This is a genomic window from Streptomyces sp. NPDC087215, from assembly GCF_044744885.1.
Classification (GTDB): Bacteria; Actinomycetota; Actinomycetes; order Streptomycetales; family Streptomycetaceae; genus Streptomyces.
The window spans coordinates 144,884-168,508 of record NZ_JBIUZD010000013.1 but is presented as its reverse complement, the minus strand read 5'-3'; the positions used below and the strand labels follow the sequence as shown (position 1 = coordinate 168,508).

The 23,625-nt window shown below is 71.2% G+C and carries 26 protein-coding genes and 5 tRNA genes; 25 read left to right on the top strand and 6 right to left on the bottom strand.

The window, feature by feature from the left end; all coding sequences use genetic code 11:
- The first annotated feature begins 562 nt into the window (after nt 1-562).
- From ACIO92_RS27415 to ACIO92_RS27375, 9 genes are all read left to right on the top strand, one after another.
- On the top strand, nt 563-775 hold the full coding sequence (locus tag ACIO92_RS27415; RefSeq protein ID WP_366443903.1) for a hypothetical protein: 213 nt from the start codon (nt 563-565) through the stop codon (nt 773-775).
- 132 nt (nt 776-907) lie between these two features.
- Complete coding sequence (locus ACIO92_RS27410; RefSeq protein ID WP_366443904.1) at nt 908-1,702, top strand: fumarylacetoacetate hydrolase family protein; 795 nt, start codon at nt 908-910, stop codon at nt 1,700-1,702.
- Nucleotides 1,695-3,167 (top strand): glutamate--tRNA ligase, encoded by a 1,473-nt coding sequence (gene gltX, locus ACIO92_RS27405; RefSeq protein ID WP_366443905.1) that lies wholly within the window; start codon nt 1,695-1,697, stop codon nt 3,165-3,167. The genes ACIO92_RS27410 and gltX overlap by 8 nt, the downstream gene beginning before the upstream one ends.
- 26 nt (nt 3,168-3,193) lie before the next feature.
- Nucleotides 3,194-3,916: an HAD family hydrolase gene (locus tag ACIO92_RS27400; protein WP_366443906.1), complete on the top strand. Its 723-nt coding sequence runs from the start codon at nt 3,194-3,196 to the stop codon at nt 3,914-3,916.
- A 94-nt stretch (nt 3,917-4,010) separates the two neighbouring features.
- Nucleotides 4,011-4,082, top strand: a tRNA-Gln gene (locus ACIO92_RS27395).
- A 42-nt stretch (nt 4,083-4,124) separates the two neighbouring features.
- A tRNA-Glu gene (locus ACIO92_RS27390) sits at nt 4,125-4,197 on the top strand.
- Between the two features lie 84 nt (nt 4,198-4,281).
- A tRNA-Glu gene (locus tag ACIO92_RS27385) sits at nt 4,282-4,354 on the top strand.
- A 14-nt stretch (nt 4,355-4,368) separates the two neighbouring features.
- Nucleotides 4,369-4,440, top strand: a tRNA-Gln gene (locus ACIO92_RS27380).
- Between the two features lie 42 nt (nt 4,441-4,482).
- A tRNA-Glu gene (locus ACIO92_RS27375) sits at nt 4,483-4,555 on the top strand.
- Between the two features lie 126 nt (nt 4,556-4,681).
- On the opposite strand, the gene ndgR is transcribed toward ACIO92_RS27375, so the two are convergent.
- The gene (gene ndgR, locus ACIO92_RS27370) at nt 4,682-5,398 is read right to left on the bottom strand and encodes an IclR family transcriptional regulator NdgR (RefSeq protein WP_317875038.1); all 717 of its coding nucleotides are present in this window, start codon (nt 5,396-5,398) and stop codon (nt 4,682-4,684) included.
- Between the two features lie 140 nt (nt 5,399-5,538).
- Between ndgR and leuC the strand changes: the two genes are divergently transcribed.
- The 4 genes from leuC to ACIO92_RS27350 all read left to right on the top strand — a co-directional run bounded on the left by leuC (nt 5,539) and on the right by ACIO92_RS27350 (nt 8,746).
- Entirely contained in the window at nt 5,539-6,963 is a 1,425-nt protein-coding gene (leuC, locus tag ACIO92_RS27365) for a 3-isopropylmalate dehydratase large subunit (protein ID WP_366443907.1), read from the top strand.
- 6 nt (nt 6,964-6,969) lie between these two features.
- Nucleotides 6,970-7,563 carry a 3-isopropylmalate dehydratase small subunit gene (gene leuD, locus ACIO92_RS27360; protein WP_366443908.1) on the top strand — a complete coding sequence of 198 codons (594 nt, stop codon included), beginning with the start codon at nt 6,970-6,972 and terminating at the stop codon, nt 7,561-7,563.
- 104 nt (nt 7,564-7,667) lie between these two features.
- A complete protein-coding gene (locus tag ACIO92_RS27355; RefSeq protein WP_351787330.1) occupies nt 7,668-7,895 on the top strand; it encodes a hypothetical protein in 228 nt (75 codons plus the stop codon).
- A gap of 143 nt (nt 7,896-8,038) precedes the next feature.
- The gene (locus ACIO92_RS27350; protein ID WP_366443909.1) at nt 8,039-8,746 is read left to right on the top strand and encodes an HU family DNA-binding protein; all 708 of its coding nucleotides are present in this window, start codon (nt 8,039-8,041) and stop codon (nt 8,744-8,746) included.
- 268 nt (nt 8,747-9,014) lie between these two features.
- On the opposite strand, the gene ACIO92_RS27345 is transcribed toward ACIO92_RS27350, so the two are convergent.
- Both ACIO92_RS27345 and cofC read right to left on the bottom strand, forming a co-directional pair.
- Nucleotides 9,015-9,224 (bottom strand): hypothetical protein, encoded by a 210-nt coding sequence (locus ACIO92_RS27345; protein WP_366443911.1) that lies wholly within the window; start codon nt 9,222-9,224, stop codon nt 9,015-9,017.
- 10 nt (nt 9,225-9,234) lie between these two features.
- Nucleotides 9,235-9,900: a 2-phospho-L-lactate guanylyltransferase gene (gene cofC / locus ACIO92_RS27340; protein WP_401241311.1), complete on the bottom strand. Its 666-nt coding sequence runs from the start codon at nt 9,898-9,900 to the stop codon at nt 9,235-9,237.
- 126 nt (nt 9,901-10,026) lie between these two features.
- Between cofC and ACIO92_RS27335 the strand changes: the two genes are divergently transcribed.
- The 3 genes from ACIO92_RS27335 (at nt 10,027) to ACIO92_RS27325 (ending at nt 13,013) form a co-directional block, all read left to right on the top strand.
- The gene (locus ACIO92_RS27335; protein ID WP_366443913.1) at nt 10,027-10,779 is read left to right on the top strand and encodes a lysophospholipid acyltransferase family protein; all 753 of its coding nucleotides are present in this window, start codon (nt 10,027-10,029) and stop codon (nt 10,777-10,779) included.
- A complete protein-coding gene (locus ACIO92_RS27330) occupies nt 10,776-11,777 on the top strand; it encodes an NAD(P)H-dependent glycerol-3-phosphate dehydrogenase (RefSeq protein WP_366443914.1) in 1,002 nt (333 codons plus the stop codon). Before ACIO92_RS27335 ends, ACIO92_RS27330 begins: the two co-directional genes overlap by 4 nt.
- A 96-nt stretch (nt 11,778-11,873) precedes the next feature.
- The gene (locus ACIO92_RS27325) at nt 11,874-13,013 is read left to right on the top strand and encodes a D-alanine--D-alanine ligase family protein (protein WP_401241315.1); all 1,140 of its coding nucleotides are present in this window, start codon (nt 11,874-11,876) and stop codon (nt 13,011-13,013) included.
- A gap of 33 nt (nt 13,014-13,046) precedes the next feature.
- Here the strand turns inward: ACIO92_RS27325 and ACIO92_RS27320 are convergent, their stop codons facing one another.
- Nucleotides 13,047-13,526, bottom strand: a complete 480-nt coding sequence (locus tag ACIO92_RS27320; RefSeq protein ID WP_366444019.1) for a DUF3515 domain-containing protein — start codon at nt 13,524-13,526, stop codon at nt 13,047-13,049.
- A 23-nt stretch (nt 13,527-13,549) separates the two neighbouring features.
- A complete protein-coding gene (locus ACIO92_RS27315; RefSeq protein WP_189949729.1) occupies nt 13,550-13,783 on the bottom strand; it encodes an Lrp/AsnC family transcriptional regulator in 234 nt (77 codons plus the stop codon).
- Nucleotides 13,784-14,016: 233 nt separating this feature from the next.
- Between ACIO92_RS27315 and ACIO92_RS27310 the strand changes: the two genes are divergently transcribed.
- Together ACIO92_RS27310 and thiD are read left to right on the top strand one after the other, a co-directional pair.
- A complete protein-coding gene (locus ACIO92_RS27310) occupies nt 14,017-14,979 on the top strand; it encodes a thiamine-phosphate kinase (RefSeq protein ID WP_366443916.1) in 963 nt (320 codons plus the stop codon).
- On the top strand, nt 14,976-15,776 hold the full coding sequence (thiD, locus tag ACIO92_RS27305) for a bifunctional hydroxymethylpyrimidine kinase/phosphomethylpyrimidine kinase (RefSeq protein ID WP_401241319.1): 801 nt from the start codon (nt 14,976-14,978) through the stop codon (nt 15,774-15,776). The genes ACIO92_RS27310 and thiD overlap by 4 nt, the downstream gene beginning before the upstream one ends.
- 132 nt (nt 15,777-15,908) lie before the next feature.
- Here the strand turns inward: thiD and rpmB are convergent, their stop codons facing one another.
- The gene (gene rpmB, locus ACIO92_RS27300; RefSeq protein ID WP_003957616.1) at nt 15,909-16,094 is read right to left on the bottom strand and encodes a 50S ribosomal protein L28; all 186 of its coding nucleotides are present in this window, start codon (nt 16,092-16,094) and stop codon (nt 15,909-15,911) included.
- Between the two features lie 236 nt (nt 16,095-16,330).
- Here rpmB and ACIO92_RS27295 point away from each other — a divergent pair, with 236 nt between their 5' ends.
- From ACIO92_RS27295 to rpmF, 7 genes are all read left to right on the top strand, one after another.
- On the top strand, nt 16,331-18,040 hold the full coding sequence (locus ACIO92_RS27295) for a DAK2 domain-containing protein (protein ID WP_366443918.1): 1,710 nt from the start codon (nt 16,331-16,333) through the stop codon (nt 18,038-18,040).
- Nucleotides 18,041-18,080: 40 nt separating this feature from the next.
- The gene (gene recG / locus ACIO92_RS27290; RefSeq protein ID WP_401241325.1) at nt 18,081-20,270 is read left to right on the top strand and encodes an ATP-dependent DNA helicase RecG; all 2,190 of its coding nucleotides are present in this window, start codon (nt 18,081-18,083) and stop codon (nt 20,268-20,270) included.
- 89 nt (nt 20,271-20,359) lie between these two features.
- Nucleotides 20,360-20,944 (top strand): 16S rRNA (guanine(966)-N(2))-methyltransferase RsmD, encoded by a 585-nt coding sequence (rsmD, locus tag ACIO92_RS27285; RefSeq protein ID WP_366444020.1) that lies wholly within the window; start codon nt 20,360-20,362, stop codon nt 20,942-20,944.
- 26 nt (nt 20,945-20,970) lie between these two features.
- Nucleotides 20,971-21,450, top strand: a complete 480-nt coding sequence (coaD, locus tag ACIO92_RS27280) for a pantetheine-phosphate adenylyltransferase (RefSeq protein WP_366444021.1) — start codon at nt 20,971-20,973, stop codon at nt 21,448-21,450.
- A gap of 110 nt (nt 21,451-21,560) precedes the next feature.
- On the top strand, nt 21,561-22,622 hold the full coding sequence (locus tag ACIO92_RS27275) for a cell division initiation protein (protein WP_366443920.1): 1,062 nt from the start codon (nt 21,561-21,563) through the stop codon (nt 22,620-22,622).
- 191 nt (nt 22,623-22,813) lie between these two features.
- On the top strand, nt 22,814-23,434 hold the full coding sequence (locus ACIO92_RS27270) for a DUF177 domain-containing protein (protein ID WP_366443921.1): 621 nt from the start codon (nt 22,814-22,816) through the stop codon (nt 23,432-23,434).
- Between the two features lie 2 nt (nt 23,435-23,436).
- Complete coding sequence (rpmF, locus tag ACIO92_RS27265; RefSeq protein WP_015036448.1) at nt 23,437-23,610, top strand: 50S ribosomal protein L32; 174 nt, start codon at nt 23,437-23,439, stop codon at nt 23,608-23,610.
- Nucleotides 23,611-23,625 lie beyond the last annotated feature (15 nt).

Here is a 23,625-nt window from a genome sequence, read left to right as displayed (position 1 = left end):
TCGCAACCTCTTGACCAGGCGTCCTTCCGGATGAACGGAGGACGGTGTCGGCTTCGTCGGGGCGTGTGTGACGCCCCAGGTGGTCATCGGTGACCGGCGCAGCTCCCCCTTTCCCGCCACTCGGCCGGCGCTGCGGTGCGCCCCGTGCGCGCCGGCTTCGAAACCCGCGGCGGTGCGTGGAATTGCAGCACAGTGCAGGATCTCCAACAAGGGCCGAGTACCCGGCCGGGAGGGGAATGACAACCCGTGCCCGGTGGGTCACCCCATGTAGACGATGATCGCGGAGGATTCGGACTTTTCCACTCCAATGAGTGGGCATACCCCTGTGTCCCAGTCGCCATGATCAGGAGCGGAATGGAGTATTCAGTGGCGGAATGTACCTTTCAGAGGTGACAAACTGTTGCCCGTAATGCCTGAAATGCTCACCCATGGGTGAGCAAACTCACACTCTTCCCGATGTCTTGGCCATGCTCCTCCGGGGAATCCCGTGCTTAGCCTGACGCTTTACACCCCTTCGCGCCCTTCGGCGGCGCCCGTACCGGAACAGGGTCAGACCATCCCGATGAACCCGACGAAGACGACGACGCCCGGCTCCACGGCCAACCCCCGCCGCTCCACCCTCGTCCACCTCGCGGACGCCGCAGAGCTCGACCGGGGCGCCCGGCCGGAGTACCCGGCCGCGCTGCCCGCCCGTACGGCCAACCCGCGCCGCACCGTCCTCATGCAGGCCCCCGCGCCGTTCGAGCCGCAGCCCTACGCCGTGTACGCCCGCTGACCCCGTAGCGCTTCCCCGCCTCCTGTGACGCGCGTCATGGGAGGCGCCGGCATCGCAGGTCGAGCGCCCCCGCGCCGCGTTAGCCTGGAGCGTCAGACTCCAGCAAGCATCAAGTGAGGGGCGACAGCACTCGTGCGCATCGCCAGATTCTCCATCGACGGCAATGTGGCCTTCGGCGCCGTCGAGGGCGAGGGAACCGTCGAGTCCGGCGGCCTCGTCCTCGACATCATCAAGGGCATCCCGTACACCGACTTCGAGCTCAGCGGCACCAAGGTCCCGCTCAGCAAGGTCCGGCTCCTGCCGCCCGTGCTCCCCAACAAGGTCGTGGGCATCGGCCGCAACTACGCGGCGCACGCCGCCGAGCTGGGCAACGAGGTCCCCGACGTCCCCGTCGCCTTCTTCAAGCCCACCACCTCGGTGATCGGCCCCGGCGACGCCATCGAGTACCCCTCCTTCTCGCAGGAGCTGCACTACGAGGCCGAGCTGGCCGTGGTGATCGGCCGCATGTGCCGCGAGGTCCCCCGTGAGCGCGTCCAGGACGTGATCTTCGGTTACACCTGCGCCAACGACGTCACCGCCCGTGACGTCCAGAAGCGCGAGAACCAGTGGGCCCGCGCCAAGGGCTTCGACACCTCCTGCCCCCTCGGCCCCTGGGTCGAGACCGGCCTGAGCGTGGCCGCCGCGGGCGACCTGACCCTCCAGGCCACGGTCAACGGGGAGCAGCGCCAGCTGGGTCGGACGAGCGACATGATCCGCTCCATCGAGGACCTGGTCGTCCACATCACCGAGGCCATGACGCTGCTGCCCGGCGACGTCATCCTCACCGGCACCCCCGCCGGGGTCGGCCCCCTCAACCCCGGCGACGAGGTCGCCGTCACCATCGAAGGCATCGGCACTCTCACCAATAGGGTGATCAAGCGTGGCTAACGCGATCCGCGTCCGTTTCTGTCCCTCGCCGACCGGCAACCCCCACGTGGGTCTGGTCCGCACCGCTCTCTTCAACTGGGCCTTCGCCCGGCACAACGAGGGCACCATGGTCTTCCGCATCGAGGACACCGACGCGGCGCGCGACTCGGAGGAGTCGTACGAGCAGCTGCTCGACTCGCTGCGCTGGCTCGGCCTCGACTGGGACGAGGGCCCGGAGGTCGGCGGCCCGCACGCGCCCTACCGGCAGTCGCAGCGGACGGACATCTACAAGGACGTCGCCGACAAGCTGCTCGCCGGCGGGTACGCGTACCCCTGCTACTGCACCACCGAGGAGCTCGACGAGCGCCGCGCCGCCGCCCGCGCCGCCGGCCGCCCCTCCGGCTACGACGGCCACTGCCGCGACCTCACCGCCGAGCAGAAGGCCGCCTACGAGGCCGAGGGCCGCACCGCGATCGTCCGCTTCCGGATGCCCGACGAGCCGATCACCTTCACCGACCTGGTCCGCGGCGAGCTGACCTTCACCCCGGAGAACGTGCCGGACTACGGCATCCTCCGGGCCAACGGCGCCCCGCTCTACACCCTGGTCAACCCGGTCGACGACGCCCTGATGGAGATCACCCACGTCCTGCGCGGCGAGGACCTGCTCTCCTCCACCCCCCGCCAGGTCGCCCTCTACAAGGCGCTGATCGAACTCGGCGTCGCCAAGGAGATCCCCTCCTTCGGCCACCTGCCGTACGTGATGGGCGAGGGCAACAAGAAGCTCTCCAAGCGCGACCCGGAGGCCTCCCTCAACCTCTACCGGGAGCGCGGGTTCCTCCCCGAGGGCCTGCTGAACTACCTCTCGCTCCTCGGCTGGTCCTTCTCGGCCGACCAGGACATCTTCACGATCCCCGAGATGGTGGCGAAGTTCGACATCGCCGACGTCAACGCCAACCCGGCGCGCTTCGACCTCAAGAAGGCCGAGTCGATCAACGCCGACCACATCCGGATGCTGGACCCGAAGGCCTTCGCCGAGGCCTGCGAGCCCTGGCTGGTGGCCCCGCGCGCTCCCTGGGCGCCCGAGGACTTCGACCGGGCCGCCTGGGAGGCCGTCGCGCCGCACGCCCAGACCCGGGTGACCGTCCTCTCGGACATCACGGCCAACGTGGACTTCCTCTTCCTGCCCGAGCCGGTCCTCGACCAGCCCTCGTGGGACAAGGCGATGAAGGGCGACCCGGTGGCCCTGCTCACCACCGCCCGGGAGAAGCTGGCCGCCGCCGACTGGAACGACCCGGAGTCCCTGAAGAACGCGGTCCTGGCCGCGGGCGAGGCCCACGGCCTCAAGCTCGGCAAGGCCCAGGCCCCGGTCCGTGTCGCCGTCACCGGCCGCACGGTCGGCCTGCCGCTCTTCGAGTCCCTGGAGATCCTCGGCGAGGAGAAGACCTTGGCCCGCATCGACGCGGCCCTGGCGAAGCTCACCGCCTGACCCCCACCGCGCGGTACGGTCGGCCCATGACCATCCGCGCGGTGCTGTGGGACGTCGACGACACGATCTTCGACTACGCGCGCGCCGACCACCTCGGCATGGGCGCGCACCTGACGGCCGAGGGCCTGGTGGACGGATTCGACTCCGTCCACCAGGCCCTCGGCCGTTGGCGGGAGCTGACCACGCTCCACTGGCGCCGCTTCGAGGCGGGCGGGATCGACTTCGAGGACCAGCGCAGGGACCGCGTCCGCGACTTCCTCGGGGCGCCGGGGCTCACCGCCGCCGAGGCCGACGACTGGTTCATGCGCTATCTCGTCCACTACGAGGCGGCCTGGGAACTCTTCCCCGACACCGTGCCCGTCCTGGACCTCCTGGCCGATGACTATCGTCACGGGATCCTGTCGAACTCCAGCCTCCGCAACCAGGACCGCAAGCTGCGGGTCCTCGGCGTACGGGACCGCTTCGAGGCCCTGCTGTGCGCCGCCGAGCTGGGGGTGGCCAAACCGGCCCCGGAGGCCTTCCACGCCGCCTGCGAGGCCCTCGACCTGCGTCCGGGGGAGGTGGCGTACGTCGGGGACCAGCCCGACATCGACGCCAGGGGCGCGGTGGAGGCGGGGCTGGTGGGCATCTGGCTGGACCGGGCCGACACCGGCGGACGACCCGAGCTGAACCGGATCACCAGCCTCCGTCAGCTCCCTGACCTGCTCCGCGGGGATACCCGTTTTGGAGCACCGTCCACCTTCGGGTAATGTTCTTCCTGCGCCGAGGGGAACAAGCCGAAAGGCAAGAACCCGGAAAGCGCAAGCCGAACAAGATCCCTCCTGGTGGGGGAGGTTGTCCCGGTGGCCTATGGTGTAATTGGCAGCACGACGGTTTCTGGTTCCGTTAGTCTTGGTTCGAGTCCAGGTAGGCCAGCTCGCAGAGCTCATCTGCATCGTGGAAATCAGATCCACAAAGGCCCCCGTTGTGTAGCGGCCTAGCACGCCGCCCTCTCAAGGCGGTAGCGCCGGTTCGAATCCGGTCGGGGGTACAGATCCATCCTGCGGAACACTTGGGTAGCTCCCGGTGAAAACGTGGTGACATCACCCGGCTCAGGCCGGGTGGGATCGCTAGGGCCCCCGTTGTGTAGCGGCCTAGCACGCCGCCCTCTCAAGGCGGTAGCGCCGGTTCGAATCCGGTCGGGGGTACGGTTTAACCGCCATGGCCTATGGTGTAATTGGCAACACTACGGTTTCTGGTACCGTCATTCTTGGTTCGAGTCCAGGTAGGCCAGCTCGCAGAGCTCATCTGCACATCGTGGATCAGATCCACAAAGGCCCCCGTTGTGTAGCGGCCTAGCACGCCGCCCTCTCAAGGCGGTAGCGCCGGTTCGAATCCGGTCGGGGGTACGAGACGAGGAAGCCCTTCCCTTCGGGGGAGGGCTTCCTCGCTGTTCCCGGCCGTACGCACAAGTCCGGCCCACCGCTGCGGCGTTGGAGCGGTGGGCCGGGACCGTACGAGAAGGTGCGGGGGTGTCAGCCGGTGCGGCGGAGCGCCTCGGAGAGCCGGGCGGCGGCGTCGATGACCGCCTGGGCGTGCATACGGCCCGGGTGGCGCGTCAGGCGCTCGATCGGGCCGGAGACCGACACGGCGGCCACCACGCGGTTCGAGGGGCCGCGCACGGGCGCCGAGACGGACGCGACGCCCGGCTCCCGCTCGCCGATCGACTGGGCCCAGCCCCGGCGCCGTACGCCCGACAGGGCCGTCGCCGTGAAGCGGGCGCCCTGGAGACCCCGGTGCAGTCGCTCGGGCTCCTCCCAGGCCATCAGGATCTGCGCCGACGAACCCGCCTTCATCGTCAGCGTCGAGCCGACCGGGACGGTGTCCCGCAGACCCGAGAGCCGCTCGGCCGCCGCCACGCAGATCCGCATGTCACCCTGGCGGCGGTAGAGCTGAGCGCTCTCGCCGGTGACGTCCCGCAGATGCGTCAGGACCGGGCCCGCCGTCGCGAGGAGGCGGTCCTCGCCCGCCGCCGCGGCCAGCTCCGAGAGGCGGGGCCCGAGAATGAACCGGCCCTGCATGTCGCGCGCCACCATGCGGTGGTGTTCCAGTGCCACGGCGAGACGATGTGCCGTGGGTCGTGCGAGTCCCGTCGCCGCGACCAGTCCTGCGAGGGTGGCCGGACCGGACTCCAGGGCGCCCAGGACAAGGGCTGCCTTGTCGAGAACGCCTACGCCGCTAGAGTTGTCCATGCAACGATATTCGCGTCTCACTCTGTGAAACGCAAGTTCAATTTTCCCGGGAACTTGTCACTCTGGTGGGGCGGCCGCACAACGGCCCGCGGAACGGGTCTCTAGTTGTGTCGACGCTGACGTCGGCCGGAGGGAAAGCGATGGGTAGGACACTCGCGGAGAAGGTCTGGGACGACCACGTCGTCCGGCGCGCCGAGGGCGAGCCCGACCTCCTCTACATCGATCTGCACCTGCTGCACGAGGTGACCAGTCCCCAGGCCTTCGACGGCCTGCGCCAGAACGGCCGGCAGGTGCGGCGCCTCGATCTCACCATCGCCACCGAGGACCACAACACCCCCACCCTCGACATCGACAAGCCGATCGCCGACCCGGTCTCCCGGGCCCAGTTGGAGACCCTGCGCAAGAACTGCGCCGAGTTCGGCGTCCGGCTGCACCCGCTGGGCGACGTCGAGCAGGGCGTCGTCCACGTCGTGGGGCCGCAGCTGGGCCTGACCCAGCCCGGCACCACCGTGGTCTGCGGCGACTCGCACACCTCCACGCACGGCGCCTTCGGCGCGCTGGCGTTCGGCATCGGCACCAGCCAGGTCGAGCACGTCCTCGCCACCCAGACCCTCCCGCTGGCCCGTCCCCGGACCATGGCCATCACGGTCGACGGCGAGCTGCCCGAGGACGTCACCGCCAAGGACCTCATCCTGGCGATCATCGCGAAGATCGGCACCGGCGGCGGCCAGGGCTACATCCTGGAGTACCGGGGCCCCGCCATCGAGAAACTCTCGATGGAGGCCCGGATGACCATCTGCAACATGTCGATCGAGGCCGGCGCCCGCGCGGGCATGATCGCCCCCGACGAGACGACCTTCGCCTATCTGAAGGGCCGCGCCCACGCCCCCGAGGGCGAGGAGTGGGACGCCGCCGTCTCGTACTGGGAGACCCTGCGCTCCGACGAGGACGCCGTCTTCGACGCCGAGGTCGTCATCGACGGCCCCTCGCTGGCCCCGTTCGTCACCTGGGGCACCAACCCCGGCCAGGGCGCGCCGCTTTCGGCGAACGTCCCCGACCCGGCTTCGTACGAAGACGCTTCGGAGCGCCTCGCCGCCGAAAAGGCCCTGGAGTACATGGGGTTGACCGCCGGGCAGCCGCTGCGGGACATCAGGGTCGACACCGTCTTCGTAGGCTCCTGCACCAACGGCCGCATCGAGGACCTGCGCAACGCGGCGAACCTGCTGGAAGGCCGCAAGGTCGCCGAGGGTGTCCGTATGCTGGTCGTCCCCGGCTCCGTCCGGGTCGCCCTCCAGGCCGTCGAGGAGGGCCTGGACAAGGTCTTCAAGGAGGCCGGGGCCGAATGGCGGCACGCGGGCTGCTCCATGTGCCTGGGCATGAACCCCGACCAGCTGGCGCCCGGTGAGCGTTCCGCATCCACCTCCAACCGCAACTTCGAGGGCCGGCAGGGCAAGGGAGGCCGCACCCATCTGGTCTCCCCCCAGGTCGCCGCCGCCACCGCCGTCCTGGGCCATCTGGCCTCCCCGGCCGATCTGTCCGACGTCGCTACGCCCGCGGGGGTCTGAGGAACCATGGAAGCTTTCACCACGCACACCGGCCGGGCCGTCCCGCTGCGCCGCGGCAACGTCGACACCGACCAGATCATCCCGGCGCACTGGCTGAAGAAGGTCACCCGCGACGGCTTCGAGGACGGCCTCTTCGAGGCCTGGCGCCGGGACTCCGAGTTCGTCCTCAACCGCCCCGAGCGGCAGGGCGCCACGGTCCTGGTCGCGGGCCCCGACTTCGGTACCGGCTCCTCCCGCGAGCACGCCGTCTGGGCGCTCCAGAACTACGGCTTCCAGACCGTGATCTCCGCCCGCTTCGCGGACATCTTCCGGGGCAACTCGCTGAAGAACGGACTGCTGACCGTGGTCCTGCCGCAGGAGACGGTGGACGCCCTCTGGGAGCTGACCGAGGCCGACCCGACGGCCGAGATCACCGTCGACCTGGAGCGCCGCAAGGTCCTGGCGACCGGGATCGACGCTGACTTCGAGCTCGACGAGAACGCCCGCTGGCGGCTCCTCAACGGGCTCGACGACATCAGCCTCACCCTTCAGAACGAAGCCGACATCGCGGCCTTCGAAGCGGTGAGGCCGTCCCACAAGCCCCGTACAATTACGGCCTGAGCAGCGCTTTTCCAAGACTGCGCCCCCCACCGCCCGGTGGGGGGCGCAGTCGCTTGTTGAGACCCTGTCGGGCGACAACTCGCCCTAGATGGCACAATCGGTGCATGGAACGCGACAGCCAACTCGAGCTCTATGGGGCAGTCGCCGCCCGATTGAAGGAAGCGCACACAAGAGTGCGCTCACTGCAAGTCCCGGAGGGCGTAAGGATGGCGCTGTCCCGGAAGCTGCTGGTCGTGACGGCCGCGGCGAAGCACGATCTCAAGGACGCGGCAACGCGTCTGGACCGGTTGATGAAGGACCTCGACGAGGGCCGATTCCCAGAGGACGACTGACACCGAGAACTCCGCAACGGGACTTCCGCGTTGCGGCACTAGGGTGATTAGACCGTTTCGTGTTTGATTTGCGGTATATACATGCCTAACGTGCGAAAAAGCTTGAACACTTTCGTTCTGGCAATGTCTCCGAAGGGGAAGACGTGAACAAGGCGCAGCTCGTAGAAGCGATTGCCGACAAGATGGGCGGTCGCCAGCAGGCCGCCGAAGCCGTCGACCACGTGCTGGACGCCATCGTGCGTGCCGTGGTCGGGGGAGACCGTGTCTCGGTCACGGGTTTCGGCTCGTTCGAGAAGGTCGACCGCCCGGCCCGCTACGCCCGCAACCCGCAGACGGGTGAGCGGGTCCGGGTCAAGAAGACCTCCGTCCCGCGCTTCCGCGCAGGTCAGGGCTTCAAGGACCTGGTCAGCGGCTCGAAGAAGCTCCCCAAGGGCGGCGAGGTCTCCGTCAAGAAGGCCCCCAAGGGCAGCCTGACCGGTGGCGCCTCCGCGACCGTGAAGAAGGCCGCCGCCAAGAAGGCCACCACCGCCAAGAAGGCCGCCGCGAAGAAGGCGACCCCGGCGAAGAAGACCACGACGGCCGCCGCGAAGAAGGCGACGCCCGCGAAGAAGGTCACGACCGCCGCCGCCAAGAAGGCGACCCCGGCGAAGAAGACCGCCACGACCGCCGCCAAGAAGGCGACGACCAAGGCCGCGGCGAAGAAGGCCACCACGGCCGCCGCGAAGAAGGTCACCAAGGCCGCGGCGAAGAAGACCGCGCCGGCCGCGAAGAAGGCCACGGCGACGAAGGCGCCCGCCAAGAAGACGACGGCGCGCAAGACGACCGCCAAGAAGGCCGCCGCCAAGAAGTAGGACCCACGGTGGACACCCGCCGGGCCGGGCTCCCTCAGGGGGAGCCCGGCCCGCGGCGCGTCCGGAGGGCCGCGGAAGGACCCTGGCGAGGGCTTCGGCAGAGGCTCCGGCAGGCCCCCGCAAAGGCATCGGCAGGCCCCGAGAGCCCTCGGAAATACGCGGAAGGCTCTCGGAAGTACGTCGGAAGTGCGCCAGGAGTACGTCGGGAGGTGAAGCCCCGAGAGACTCTGGAAGGGCGTCGGCAGGCCCCGGAAGGCCGTGCGGGACCTCAGAAGGTCTGCAGCGTCACCAGGGTGATCGCCGGAGCGCCCCCCGAGGGCCCCGGCGCCGTCTCGATCCGCACCCGCTGCCCCGGCCGCAGCAGCCGCAGCCCGCCCGCCTCGAAGGCCGCCGCCCCGAACTCCACGGGGGTGCCGTCGTCGAGCAGCACACTGCCGCTGCGGGTCTCGGGGTCGTACGTGAACGCGGTCGCCTGCATGGACCGCAGCCTATCCGGCGGCGGGGAGCCACCGGGCGGCCGTCCGGGGACCGAGCCCCAGCAGCTCCGCCGCCGCCAGATCCTCGCCGGTGTCCACGTCCCGGCGTACGGAATCCACTCCGGCGAGCCTGATTTCCCTCGCTCCCGAAGACAAATGCCGAAGCCGCGACGCGCCTCCGAATGCGGGTTCCAATTCCACTCCCGGACCCGCCGAGAGGAATGTCGTACCTATTTCGGCGGCATCCGCGAGAAAAGCTCGCGGAAAATCCCGGGCCGCGTCCAGGACCCGGGCCAGTTCCCCGGGGCGCAGCGCGGGCAGGTCCGCGTTGAGCGCCGCCACCCGCGCGCACGGCCGCCGGGACCGCACCGCCCGCACCCCGTGCGCGAGCGCCGCGTTGAGCCCCGCCGCCGGAAGGTCCGGCACGATCCGCGCGCCCAGCGCCGCCAGCGCCTCCGCCGCCGCCGGATCGTCCGTGACGACCGCCACATCCCGCACCCGCGAACAGGCGAGGACCGCGCCCACCGTGTCCTCCGCGAAGGCCAGCGCGAGCCGGGGGCGCAGCCGCGCCCCGGCGGTCGCGGCCAGGCGGCTCTTCGCCCGTGAGAGCGGCTTCAGGGGCACGACCAGGGACCAGCCGTCGGCCGCGTCCGGGTGCGTCGGGTGCGTCGCGTTCATCGGAATCATTCTGTCCCGCCCACCCGGTCCGCCCCAGGGCCCGGGGCGTACGGTGTCACTCGACACAGCAGGAGCGGGGGGCGACACTTGATCCCCTGCCAGCCCGTCCCGGAGAAAGGTGTCCGCGTGCCCCGCCGCAGAATCGGCTTCTGGTACCGCCTCGCGGCGGTCATCGCCAAACCCCCCCTGGTGGTTCTGTTCAACCGGGACTGGCGCGGAACGGAGCACATTCCGGCCGACGGCGGATTCATCACCGCCGTCAACCACAACTCCTACCTGGACCCGCTGTCGTACGCGCACTACCAGTACAACACCGGCCGCGTCCCCCGCCTCCTCGCCAAGGCCGGTCTCTTCAGGACGCCCTTCGTCGGCATGATGCTGCGCGGCACCGGCCAGATCCCGGTCTACCGGGAGACGACCAACGCCCTCGACGCGTTCCGCGCCGCCGTCGACGCCGTCGAGCGCGGCGAGTGCGTCGCCTTCTACCCCGAGGGCACCCTGACCCGTGACCCCGACATGTGGCCCATGGCGGGCAAGACCGGTGCCGCCCGTGTCGCGCTGGTCACCCGGGCCCCCGTCATCCCGGTGGCCCAGTGGGGCGCGAACCTGGCGATGCCGCCGTACGCCGAGGAGAACAAGTTCCGGCTGTTCCCCCGCAAGACGCTGATCGTGCAGGCCGGTCCGCCCGTGGACCTCTCGCGCTTCGAGGGGCTGGAGCCCACGCCCGAGGTGCTCCGCGAGGCCACCGAGACCATCATGGCCGCCATCACCGCCCTCCTGGAGGAGGTTCGCGGCGAGAAGGCGCCCGCCGAGCCGTACGACCACCGCAGGGCGCGACTCGAACAGCGGCGCAGGGCCGCGGGGGAGGGCACGAAGTGACCAAGGCAGCTGTCTTCGGCAACGGATCCTGGGGCACGGCTTTCGCCATGGTGCTCGCCGACGCGGGGTGCGAGGTGAGCCTCTGGGGCCGCCGTGCCGAACTCGCGAAGGAGATCAACGCCACTCGGACCAACCCCGACTACCTGCCGGGCGTCGAGCTTCCCCGGCGGATCACGGCCACCGCCGACGCGGCGGAGGCCGCCTCGGGCGCGGACTTCACCGTCCTCGTCGTCCCCTCCCAGACCCTCCGCGGCAACCTCGCCACCTGGGCCCCGCTGCTGGCCCCCGACACCGTCCTCGTCTCCCTGATGAAGGGCGTCGAACTCGGCACCGCCAAGCGGATGAGCGAGGTCGTCATCGAGGTCGCGGACGTGCCCGCCGAGCGGGTCGCCGTCCTCACCGGACCCAACCTGGCCATGGAGATCGCGACCCGGCAGCCCGCCGCCGCCGTCGCGGCCTGCGTCGACGAGTCGGTCGCCCAGCGGCTCCAGGCCGCCTGCATGACCCCGTACTTCCGCCCGTACACCAACACCGACGTCGTCGGCTGCGAGCTCGGCGGCGCGGTGAAGAACGTCATCGGCCTCGCCGTCGGCATCGCCAACGGCATGGGCCTCGGCGACAACTCCAAGGCCACGCTCATCACCCGGGGCCTCGCCGAGACCACCCGGCTGGGCCTCGCCATGGGCGCCGACCCGCTGACCTTCTCCGGTCTCGCGGGTCTCGGCGACCTCGTCGCCACCTGCTCCTCGCCGCTCTCCCGGAACAACACCTTCGGCACCAACCTCGGCCGGGGGATGACCCTCCAGGAGACCATCGCGGCCACCAGGCAGACCGCCGAGGGCGTCAAGTCCTGCGAGTCGGTGCTCGATCTGGGCCGCCGCCACGGCGTCGACATGCCCATCACCGAGACCGTCGTCTCCATCGTCCACGACGGGAAGCCGCCGGTCGTGGCCCTCAAGGAACTGATGTCCCGCAGCGCCAAGCCCGAGCGCCGCTGACCGGTCCCGGCCGCGCGGCACGGCACTGCGCCGTACGCGCGCGGCGGCAGCGGGGCGCTCAGGAGTTCGGGAACCGCAAGGTACTCTCAACGCGATATGAGCGAGAACACCCAGAGCCCCCGCAAGCCGCGCGTGGCCGTCGTCTTCGGCGGCCGCAGCTCCGAGCACGCCATCTCCGTCGTCACGGCGGGCGCCGTCCTGAGCGCCATCGACCGGGACAAGTACGACGTGCTGCCCATCGGCATCACGACGGACGGGCGCTGGGCGCTCACCGCCGACGCCCCGGAGCGCATGGCCATCGCCGACCGCGCCCTGCCGAACGTCGCCGACCTGGCCGAGTCCGAGAAGGGCGACGTCGTCCTCTCCGTGGACCCCGCCAACCGCGAGGTCGTCCTCACCGAGCCGGGCAGCGTGCCCAGGGCCCTCGGCGAGGTGGACGTGGTCTTCCCGGTGCTGCACGGTCCGTACGGCGAGGACGGCACCCTCCAGGGCCTCCTGGAGCTCTCCGGCGTCCCCTACGTCGGCGCGGGCGTCCTCGCTTCCGCCGTCGGCCAGGACAAGGAGTACATGAAGCGGGTCTTCGTCTCCTTCGGCCTGCCCGTCGGCCCGTACGAGGTCATCCGGCCGCGCGAGTGGGAGCAGAACCCGGCCGCGGCCCGCAAGAAGATCGTCGAGTTCGCCGCCGAGCACGGCTGGCCGCTCTTCGTGAAGCCCGCCCGCGGCGGTTCCTCCATGGGCATCACCAAGGTCGACGACCTCTCCGGCCTCGACGAGGCCGTCGAGGAGGCCCGCCGCCACGACCCGAAGATCCTCGTCGAGTCGCTGCTGCGCGGCCGGGAGATCGAGTGCGGCGTCCTGGAGTTCGAGGACGGCCCGCGCGCCAGCGTGCCCGCCGAGATCCCGCCGGTCACCGACCACGACTTCTACGACTTCGAGGCGAAGTACATCGACTCGGCCTCCGGCATCGTGCCCGCCCCCCTGGGGGACGAGGCCACCGCCGAGGTCCAGCGCCTCGCCGTCGCCGCCTACGAGGCGGTGTCCTGCGAAGGCCTGGTCCGCGCCGACTTCTTCCTCACCGAGGACGGCGACTTCGTCATCAACGAGATCAACACCATGCCGGGCTTCACGCCCATCTCCATGTACCCGCGCATGTGGCAGGAGAGCGGCGTGAGCTACCCCGAGCTGGTCGACCGGCTCGTCCAGGCGGCGCTGACCCGCTCCACGGGACTGCGCTGACCCGGTCCCACCCGGAGACCGTGCCGACGCCCCTCACAGGCTCGACGGCACGGTCTTCCGCACGGCCGGAGCCAGGTCCGCGAGCGGCGTCGCGTCGTGCGCGAAGCGCTCGCCGAAGCTCACCTCGACGTACGTCACGCGGTACGTCGAGGTGAAACGCGGCCCGCTCCCCTCGGGGTCCTCCAGCATCCAGTTCACACCGTCGGCCTCCACGGCCCGCGCCTTCGGATCGCTCATCTTTTCGGGCCGGGGGACCCCGCAGCGCAGTACGATCGCACCGTCACCCCAACCGGCGGTCAGCTCGGAGCCCGGCTCCGGGTCACTCCGTCCGAGTCCCGCGACGGTGTCCGGCAGCTCCTTCGCCAGGGCCCGGCAGACGGCGGCCTCGGCCGCCGGAGGACTGGGCACCACGACGGAAGCCGAGGCGTCCGACGGGGAACAGCCGGTGACGGCCGACAGCAGCACGGCCGCCGTGACGGCGGCGGGCAGGCCGAAGGGCCGGTGGGAAGACATCACCGGCCAAGCGTAGACGGGGGCTACAGATGAACGACCGGGCAGGTGAGGGTGCGCGTGATGCCGTCCACTTGCTGGACCTTCGCGACCACCATGCGGCCCAGATCGTCGACCGTGTCCGCCTGCGCGCGCACGATCACGTCGTACGGCCCGGTCACGTCTTCCGCCTGGATCACCCCCGGAATCTTGGAGATGGTGTCGGCGACGGACGACGCCTTGCCCACCTCGGTCTGGATGAGGATGTACGCCTGAACCACGGAACCTCCAGGGCGACCACGAGGATCTTGTGGGAGAAAGGGACGCCACGGTACCGCGTCGCCACGGGCGACGGGGAGACCCGCGCCACCCGAGGCGCCCGCCCGGTGGCACACGCAGGACAGAAGTTGACGGTCTACTTGACGGTACCCAGCACGGTGACGGCCCGCGACCCGCGGCGCGCACGGACGCGCCGCCACCCGCAGGACGGCACGAAGACACGAGGTGAGGCGCGGTGAAGGGCACAGTCGGAGAGCTCGGCGAGTTCGGGCTCATCAAGGAGCTCACGTCCCGGCTCACGTCCACCCCGGCGGTACGGATCGGGCCCGGTGACGACGCCGCCGTCGTCTCCGCCCCCGACCGGCGCGTGGTGGCCAGCACGGACATCCTCCTCGAAGGGCGCCACTTCCGCCGCGACTGGTCGACGGCGTACGACGTCGGCCGCAAGGCCGCCGCGCAGAACCTCGCCGACATCGCGGCCATGGGCGCGGTCCCCACCGCGCTCCTCCTCGGCCTCGTCGTCCCCGCGGAACTCCCCGTGACCTGGCCCACCGAGCTCATGGACGGCCTGCGCGACGAATGTCAGGTCGCGGGCGCCGCCGTCGTCGGCGGCGACGTCGTGCGCGGCGACACGATCATGGTGTCCATCACCGCCCTCGGCGACCTCCGCAACCACGACCCGGTCACCCGGGGCGGCGCCCAGCCCGGCGACGTCGTCGCCTACACCGGCTGGCTCGGCTGGTCCGCCGCCGGGTACGCCGTCCTCTCCCGGGGCTTCCGCTCCCCGCGCGCCTTCGTCGAGGCCCACCGCAGGCCCGAGCCCCCGTACCACGCGGGCCCCGCCGCCGCCGCACTCGGCGCCACCGCCATGTGCGACGTCAGCGACGGCCTCATCGCCGACCTCGGCCACATCGCCGAGGCCAGCAAGGTCCGCATCGACCTGCGCTCCGGCCTCATAGACATCCCCACCCAGATGAACGACATCGGCCAGGCCGTCGGCGTCGACCCCATGCAGTGGGTGCTCACCGGGGGAGAGGACCACGCCATCGTGGCCACCTTCCCGCCCGAGGTGAAGCTCCCCGCCCGCTGGAAGGTCATCGGCGAGGTCCTCAACCCCTCCGCGCTGCCGCAGGTCACCGTCGACGGCGCGCCCTGGCACAGCGCGGGCGGCTGGGACCACTTCGGGGAGACGGAGTGAGCGCCGCGCCGCCGCTGGTGCTGACCGTCGCCGGCTCCGACTCCGGCGGCGGCGCGGGCATCCAGGCCGACCTCAAGACGATGCTGGCGCTCGGCGTCCACGGCATGAGCGTGCTCACCGCCGTCACCGCCCAGAACTCCCGGGGCGTCCAGGGCGTCTGGGAACTCCCCGTGGACGCCGTCCGCGCCCAGTACCGTTCCGTCGTCGACGACATCGGCGTCCACGCCGTCAAGACCGGGATGCTGGCCTCGGCCGAACTCGTCGAGACCGTCGCCGCGCTCCTCGCGGACACCCCGGCACCGGTCGTCGTGGACCCCGTCGGCGTCTCCAAGCACGGCGACCCGCTGCTGGCCGGGAGCGCCCTCGACTCCCTCCGTACGAAGCTGCTGCCCAGGGCCACCGTCGCCACCCCCAACCTGGACGAGGTGACACAGCTCACCGGTGTGCACGTCGTCCACGAGGCCGATCTGCGGGTCGCGGCCGAGGCGGTCCTCTCGTACGGCCCGGAGTGGGTGCTGATCAAGGGCGGGCACCTGCCCACCGGCCGGGAGGCCGTCGACCTGCTCACCGACGGCACCGAGGAGCACTGGCTGCGCGCCCCGCGCCACGACAACCGGCACACCCACGGGACCGGCTGCACCCTCGCCTCGGCGGTCGCCGCCGGGCTCGCCCTGGGCCTCGCCGTCCCCGAGGCCGTACGACGGGCCAAGGAGTACGTGACGGGGGCCATAGGCGCCGGGTTCGCCCTGGGGGCGGGGATCGGCCCGGTCGACCACGGCTGGCGCTTCAGGGACTGAGGAGCGGACGGCCCCTCCGGCACCGGGGGCGGTCCGCCCGCCCGGCTCCGGGTACGGCAAAAGGCCGGTTCACCTAGGTGAACCGGCCTTTCAAGGCAACCGCAGGGGCTGCGCTACGACAGAACGTCGCAATTAGCGCGAGACCTTGCCGGCCTTGATGCACGAGGTGCAGACGTTGAGCCGCTTCGGCGTCCGACCGACCACGGCACGCACGCGCTGGATGTTCGGGTTCCAGCGACGGGACGTACGGCGGTGCGAGTGCGAAATGTTGTTGCCGAAGCCCGGCCCCTTGCCGCAGACGTCGCAGTTGGCAGCCACGGGTCACTCCAAAGACTTCAGAATTACAGTGAAATCCGGCGCACCGGAATCAGGAGTCTGAAGTGGCTTGCCGGGGAACGGCCCGGTGTGGACCGGGCAACCGAAGCAGCATACAACGCCTGCTCCGGTGAAACGAAACTACCATGGTCTGCGTGGACCTCGCCCCGGGCCCCGGTCACCGGAGGGGCACCCCGGGTCTACCCTGCGGTGAGCTCACCGCCCAAGGAGGACCCCCGTTGCCGCGAGCCCTTCAGCCCTCCGAGGAGCTCGCCGAGCTCGACGCAGCGGCGCTCAGGACCTGGTCCGCGCGGACGCTGGACGCCCTCGGCAGGGAGCGCGAGGAGATCGACGCGATCAACGTCTACCCCGTCGCCGACGGGGACACCGGCACCAATCTCTACCTCACGGCGGAAGCCGCCCACCAGGCCGTCGAAGCCGTCTTCGCGGCCTCCGCGCCCGACACCGCCGAGACCGTACGGGCCATGGCCCACGGCGCCCTGCTCGGCGCCCGGGGCAACTCCGGCACCATCCTTTCCCAGCTCCTGCGCGGCATGGCCGGGGTCCTCGCCGAGGGGGGTGACGGGGATCACCTCGCCCGCGCCCTCGCCGAGGCCGCCGCCGCGGCCCGGCAGGCCGTCGCCCGCCCGGTGGACGGCACCATCCTCACCGTCGCCGCCGCCGCGGCCGTCGCCTGCGCGGGCGGCGGCCCCCTCGCCCAGGTGGCCAGGGCCGCCCACGAGGGCGCCGGGACCGCCCTCGCCGCCACCTCCGGCCAGCTCGACGTCCTCGCCCGCGCCGGAGTCGTCGACGCGGGCGGCCGGGGACTCGTCGCCGTCCTCGGTGCCCTCGTGGAGACCGTCACGGGCGAACCCCCGCGGCCGCCCGTGACGGACACCGGAGCCGTACGGGCCGCACCGGCCGCCGGAGCCGTGCGGCCCGCGCCGGACAGCGGAGCCGTACGGCCCCCCGGCAGCGCCCCGGGCCCGGCGCCCGGCGTCCTCGCCGCACCGGACCAGAAGTGCCTCCCCGAGGACGGCCCCGCCTACGAGGTCATCTACCTCCTGGAGGCCGACGACGAGGCCGTCGCCCTGCTGCGCGCCCGGCTCGACGCCCTGGGGGACTCCCTCGTCGTCGTCGGCGGCGACGGACTGTGGAACGTCCACGTCCACGTCGACGACCCCGGAGCCGCCGTCGAGGCGGGCGTCGAGGCCGGCCGCCCCCACCGCATCCGCGTCAGCCACTTCGCCGCCGACGCCGCCACCTCCCCCGGCCGCACCGAACGCGCCCAGCGCGCGGTCGTCGCCGTCGTCCCCGGCGAGGGCCTCGCCGGACTCTGCGCCGAGGCGGGCGCCACCACCGTGCGGACCCGGCCCGGCGAACCCCCCGAGGGCGACGAACTCCTCGACGCCATCCGCCGCGCCCACGCCCGCGAGGTCGTCCTCCTGCCCAACGACACCGACCTGCGCGGGACCGCCGCCGAAGCCGCCGAACGCGCCAGGGCCGAAGGCATCCGCGTCGCCCTGATCCCCACCCGGGCCGCCGTCCAGGGCATCGCCGCCCTCGCCGTCCACGAACCCGACCGGCGCTTCGACGAGGACGTCGTCGCCATGACCGCCGCCGCCGGAGCCACCCGCTACGCCGAACTCGCCGTCGCCGAACACCGCTCCTTCACCTCGGCCGGCGTCTGCCAGGCGGGCGACGTCCTCGGGCTCATCGAGGGCGACGTCGCCGTCATCGGCAAGGACCTCACCGAGACCGCCCGTACCGTCCTGGACCGGATGCTCTCCGCGGGCGGCGAACTCGTCACCCTCGTCGTCGCCGACGACACCCCGCCCGGCCTCGCCCCCGACCTCGAACACCACGTCAGGCGCGGCTACCTGGCCGTCGACACCACCACCTACCACGCGGGCGCCGGAGCCCCGCCGCTGCTCATCGGCGTGGAGTGAGACGCCGTGTCGGACGCGTCTGTCGGTGCCGTGGTGTGCAATGGAACGCGTGCCCGCGTTCGACGAACCACTCAAGAAGTCCCTCGGCCCCGCCACCGCCAAGGTCATGGCCGAGGCCCTCGGCCTGCACACGGTCGGTGACCTGCTCCACCACTACCCCCGCCGGTACGCCGAGCGGGGCGAGCTGACCACGCTCTCCGACCTGCCGCTCGACGAGCACGTCACCGTGGTCGCCCAGGTCGCCGACGCCCGTGTGCTCACCTTCAACGGCTCCAAGGGGCGCGGCCAGCGCCTCGAAGTGACCATCACCGACGGCAGCGGCCGCCTCCAGCTGGTCTTCTTCGGCAAGGGCGTGCACAAACCGCACCAGGACCTGCTGCCCGGCACCCGTGCGATGTTCTCCGGCAAGGTGTCGCTCTTCAACCGGCGCCTCCAGCTCGCCCACCCCGCGTACGAACTCCTGCGCGGTGACGGCGAGCAGTCCGTGGACGTCTGGGCGGGCGCCCTCATCCCGATCTACCCGGCCACCACCAAGCTGGAGTCCTGGAAGATCGCCAAGGCCGTCGACGCCGTCCTGCCGAGCGCCGCCGACGCCGTCGACCCGCTCCCCGACGCCCTGCGCGAGGGCCGTGGCCTCGCCGAACTCCCCGACGCCCTGCGGCTGATCCACCGCCCCCGTACCAAGGCCGACATCGAGGCCGCCCGCGACCGGCTCAAGTGGGACGAGGCCTTCGTCCTCCAGGTCGCCCTGGCCCGCCGCCGCCACGCCGACACCCAACTGCCCGCCGTCGCCCGCCGCCCCGCCCCCGACGGCATCCTCGACGCCTTCGACGCCAAGCTCCCCTTCACCCTCACCGACGGCCAGACCAAGGTCTCCCGCGAGATCTTCGACGACCTCGCCACCGAGCACCCCATGCACCGCCTCCTCCAGGGCGAGGTCGGCTCGGGAAAGACGATGGTCGCGCTGCGCGCCATGCTCGCCGTCGTCGACTCCGGGGGGCAGGCCGCCCTGCTCGCCCCCACCGAGGTCCTGGCCCAGCAGCACCACCGCTCGGTCACCGAGATGATGGGCGAGCTGGCCGAGAGGGGCATGTTCGGCGGTGCCGAGCGGGCCACCAAGGTCGTCCTGCTCACCGGCTCCATGGGCACCGCCGCCCGCCGCCAGGCCCTCCTCGACCTGGTCACCGGCGAGGCGGGCCTCGTCATCGGCACCCACGCCCTCATCGAGGACAAGGTCCGCTTCCACGACCTGGGCCTGGTCGTCGTCGACGAACAGCACCGCTTCGGCGTCGAGCAGCGCGACGCCCTGCGGGGCAAGGGCAAGCAGCCCCCGCACCTCCTCGTGATGACCGCCACCCCCATTCCCCGGACGGTCGCCATGACGGTCTTCGGCGACCTGGAGACCTCCGTCCTGGACCAGCTGCCCGCCGGACGCTCCCCGATCGCCAGCCATGTCGTGCCTGCCGCCGACAAACCCCACTTCCTCACCCGCGCCTGGGAGCGGGTCCGCGAGGAGGTCGCCAAGGGGCACCAGGCGTACGTGGTGTGTCCCCGCATCGGCGACGAGGAGGACCGGAAGAAGAAGGCCGGGCCCGCCGGGGACGACGCCGAGAAGCGGCCCCCGCTCGCCGTCCTCGACATGGCGGAGAAGCTGGGCGCGGGACCCCTCGCCGGGCTCCGGATCGCCGTCCTGCACGGCCGGATGCACCCCGACGACAAGGACGACGTGATGCGCCGCTTCGCCGCGGGCGAGCTGGACGTCCTCATCGCCACCACCGTCATCGAGGTCGGCGTGAACGTGCCCAACGCCACCGCCATGGTGATCATGGACGCGGACCGGTTCGGCGTCTCCCAGCTCCACCAGCTGCGCGGCCGGGTCGGCCGGGGCTCGGCCCCCGGCCTCTGCCTCCTGGTCACCGAGATGCCCGAGGCGAGCCCGGCCCGGCAGCGGCTCGGCGCCGTCGCCTCCACCCTCGACGGCTTCGAGCTGTCCCGCATCGACCTGGAGCAGCGCCGGGAGGGCGACGTCCTGGGCCAGGCCCAGTCCGGCGTCCGCTCCTCGCTGCGGGTCCTCACCGTCATCGACGACGAGGAGGTCATCGCCGCCGCCCGCGAGGAGGCCACCGCACTGGTCCTCGCCGATCCGGACCTCGCCGCCCACCCGGCGCTGCGGACCGCGCTCGACGCCCTGCTCGACAAGGACCGGGAGGAGTACCTGGAGAAGGGCTGACCACGGCGGGCGGCCATAAGCTGGGGTGTAAGCACCCGCTCAGGGAAGACCCGGGGCGTAGGCACCCGCTCATGGAAGACGAGGACACGATGACCCGCGTGATCGCCGGTACGGCCGGCGGGCGGCGCCTGGCCGTACCGCCGGGCAACGGCACCCGACCCACCTCCGACCGGGCGCGCGAGGGACTCTTCTCCACCTGGGAGGCGTTCCTCGGGAGCCTCGACGGAGCCAGGGTCGCCGATCTGTACGCGGGCTCCGGCGCCGTCGGCCTCGAAGCGCTCTCCCGGGGCGCCGCCCACGCCCTGCTCGTCGAGGCGGAGCCGCGCGCGGCGAAGACGATCCGGGAGAACGTGCGGTCGCTGGGGCTGCCCGGCGCCGAGGCCCGCAGCGGCCGGGCCGAGCAGATCGTGGCGGGACCGGCCCCGGCCGAGCCGTACGACCTGGTCTTCCTCGACCCGCCGTACGCGGTCTCCGACGAGGAGCTGCGCGAGATCCTCCTCACACTCCGCGCGGGGGGCTGGCTCACGGACGACGCCCTCGTCACCGTGGAGCGCAGCACCAGGGGCGGGGAATTCGGCTGGCCGGACGGCTTCGAGCCACTGCGGGCCCGTCGCTACGGCGAGGGAACGTTTTGGTACGGTCGCGCCGCCTCTACGTGCGAAGACGCACGATGACCGGACCGGAGAGCGAGGGACCCACGTTGCGCCGCGCCGTCTGTCCGGGGTCATTCGACCCCATCACCAACGGACACCTCGACATCATCGCCCGAGCCTCCAAGCTCTACGACGTCGTACACGTCGCGGTGATGATCAACCAGTCGAAGAAGGGCCTGTTCACGATCGACGAGCGGATCGAGCTGATCCGCGAGGTGACCGCCGACTTCGGCAACGTCGAGGTGGAGTCCTTCCACGGCCTCCTCGTCGACTTCTGCAAGCAGCGCGACATCCCCGCCATCGTGAAGGGCCTGCGGGCCGTCAGCGACTTCGACTACGAGCTGCAGATGGCGCAGATGAACAACGGCCTCACGGGCGTGGAGACCCTGTTCGTCCCCACCAACCCCACGTACAGCTTCCTCTCCTCCTCGCTGGTCAAGGAGGTCGCCGCCTGGGGCGGGGACGTCTCCCACCTGGTCCCGCCGACGGTCCTGGGACACCTCACCGAGCGCCTGACGCGGAAGTGACGCGCCGCCACCCCCGCTGACGCTCCGTCACCTGGTGTCGGGCGGGCGCCGACTGCCCTTACAGTCGTCCCGTCCGTCTCCATCCAGCTGTAGAGAGTGGCGAGCACCAGGTGGACGTGCAGAAGAAGCTCGACGAGATCGTCGCGACCGTGCAGGGCGCCCGCTCCATGCCGATGTCGGCATCCTGCGTGGTCAACCGGGCCGAGCTGCTCGCCCTGCTCGAAGAGGTCAGGGAGGCCCTGCCCGGTTCCCTCGCCCAGGCCCGGGAGCTGATCGGGGGCCGCGAGCAGCTGGTCGAGCAGGCCCGTCAGGAGGCCGACCGGATCATCGAGGCGGCCCATGCCGAGCGGGGCTCGATCGTCTCCGACACCCAGGTCGCCCGGCTGTCGCAGGGGGAGGCCGACCGCATCCTCTCCGAGGCCCGCCGCGAGGCCGAGGAGGTCCGCGCCGAGGCCGACGACTACGTCGACTCCAAGCTCGCCAACTTCGAGGTCGTCCTCAACAAGACGATCGGTTCGGTCGACCGGGGCCGCGAGAAGCTCCTCGGCCGGGGTCCCGGCCTCGACCAGAACGGTTACGCGGACGAGGACGCCCCGGAGCACAGCTCCGACCCCCAGACCCTGATCCACCGGGCCGACGCGTACGTGGACGCCAAGCTCGGCGCCTTCGAGGCGGTCCTCAGCACGACCCTGGAGGCCGTCGGCCGGGGCCGGCAGAAGCTGCACGGCCGGATCGCCAGCGACGACCTCGGCGAGCACATGGCCGCGCAGGACGGCCTCGGCGGCTCCACGCACACCAGTGACGCCGACTACCTGGCCGGACTCGCGGAGCTCGCGGACCCCGGGCCGGGCCGCGTCCCGGCCCGGCAGCAGGACCGGCAGCAGGTCCCGGAGCCCGACCCGTACGCCTACCAGCAGGTGCCGCAGCAGGTCCCGCAGGCCGATCCGTACGGATACCCGCAGCAGGTGCCGCAGGCCGACCCCTACGCCTACCAGCAGCCGCAGCAGGCCGACCCGTACGGCTACCCCCAGCAGGACCCCTACGCCTACCAGCCGCCCGTCCAGCAGCAGCCCCAGCAGCCCCAGCGGGACGGGGGGCTCGACGAGACCAGCTTCTTCGACACCGGCATGATCGATCTGGAGCAGCTGCGCCGGTACGAGCAGGGGCACTGACCGGCCGGAAAGGGGCATCGGGGGGCGCAAGCCCCCGATTGGGCCCTGGGCGAAGCGTCCAGTATCCTGGCTCTTCGGTCGCGTGTATTCCGCGATCCACGCTGCCCACGTTCGGCAGCCTCTCCCCGACGCAGCACGATCCGAAAGCAGGAAGAGCCCTGAGCACGCGCCTCGACCACCGCAACCCCCTCGTGTTCGACACACACGAGCTGGGGCGGCGTCCTGGCTCCCTCCAGCGGCTCTCGCGTTCGATCGAGGCCCCCCGGGACCTCGGCGTTGAGGGAGTGATCGGAGTGCCCGAGGGCTCTTCGGTCGACATCGATCTCCGTCTTGAGTCGGTCATGGAAGGGGTGCTTGTCACAGGCACCGCCCGTGCATCGGCCGAGGGGGAGTGCGTAAGGTGTCTGGAGCCCGTCGAGCTCGATCTCGACGTGGACTTCCAGGAGATGTTCTCGTACCCCGACTCCGACGACCGGGGCCGCTCGAAGGCGGCCGCGGACGACGAAGCCGAGGAAGACGAGAGCATGACCCCCCTCGAGGACGGCATGTTCGACCTCGAACCCGTGCTGCGTGATGCGGTGGTGCTCGCACTGCCGATGCAGCCGGTGTGCCGGGAGGACTGTGCGGGTCTGTGTTCCCAGTGTGGAGCCAGCCTGAACGAGAACCCGGACCACCACCATGACGCCGTCGACATCCGTTGGGCGGCACTGCAGGGACTCGCCGGTTCGCTCGGAACCGATGAGAAGGACAACATGAGCGGCAAGGCCTCTGACGGGGACGTCCGAAGCGCCGCCGAGAAGCAGGAGAAGTAGCCGTGGCTGTTCCGAAGCGGAAGATGTCGCGCAGCAACACGCGCCACCGCCGGTCGCAGTGGAAGGCTGCGGTCCCCACCCTGGTTTCGTGTGAGCGTTGCCAGGAGCCGAAGCTCCAGCACATCGCGTGCCCGAGCTGCGGCACCTACAACAAGCGCCAGGTCCTCTCGGTCTGATTGGGCTGGTGAGAG